This window comes from Pseudomonas sp. GW821-FHT09H03 (genome assembly GCF_059415945.1).
In genome coordinates this window covers 1-777 of record NZ_JBWKOF010000040.1, presented here as the reverse complement: position 1 = coordinate 777, position 777 = coordinate 1, and the positions used below count along the sequence as shown (strand labels likewise).

Sequence of the window (777 nt, the reverse complement as noted above, 5' to 3'; positions counted from 1 at the left end):
TGTCCCGTCCTGAATAAGGTTTACACCTTCTGACCTATTTTCAGGAGGGAGCAATGGATTCGGGGAAAAGGCGCAGTCAGCGCGATTACACGCTGGCTTTTAAATTGTCGGTGGTCGACCAGGTCGAAAAGGGCGAGTTGAGTTATAAAGAGGCTCAACGGCGCTATGGCATCCAGGGTCGGTCAACGGTGTTGGTGTGGTTACGCAAGCATGGTCGGCAGGATTGGAGCCAAGGCGCGTCTATTCGAGTGCTGAGGAAGAGTTCCATGGCCGAGTCCACGGTACCGCTGTCACCCGAGCAGCGGATCAAAGAGCTTGAAGAGCAGCTTGAACTGAGCAATCAAAAGGCTCAGTTTTTCGAGGCTGTCGTAAACGTCTTGAAGAACGACTACGGTGTATCCATCGTAAAAAAGCGACCCGGCAAGTCCTCGCGCAAGGGCAAGTCAAAGACCTGAGTATCAGCAGGGCTTGCCTGTTCATGGGCATTTCACGTCAGGCTTACTACAAGCGCAACCGAGCGTTTGATGCGAAGGCTAGCGACGATCAAAAGGTCGTGGATTTCGTCTTGGAAAAGCGGCGGCGCCAGCCAAGGCTGGGAACACGCAAGCTGCATTATATGCTGCATGCCGAAGCAGAAACGAGGCTGCGGGTGGGGCGCGATCGCCTGTTCAGCATCCTGCGAGAAGCGCGAGAATTGGTCCCTCGCAAGCGGGCATACCACAAGACTACCCACAGCCATCATCGATTTCGCCGCCATCCAAACCTACTCAAGGCAGG

At 54.7% G+C, this 777-nt stretch carries 1 pseudogene; it reads left to right on the top strand.

Annotated features, from left to right (window positions below):
- Positions 1 to 53 precede the first annotated feature (53 nt).
- Positions 54 to 777 (top strand): annotated as a pseudogene (locus tag AC07OG_RS26325) (transposase family protein); the annotation flags it as partial.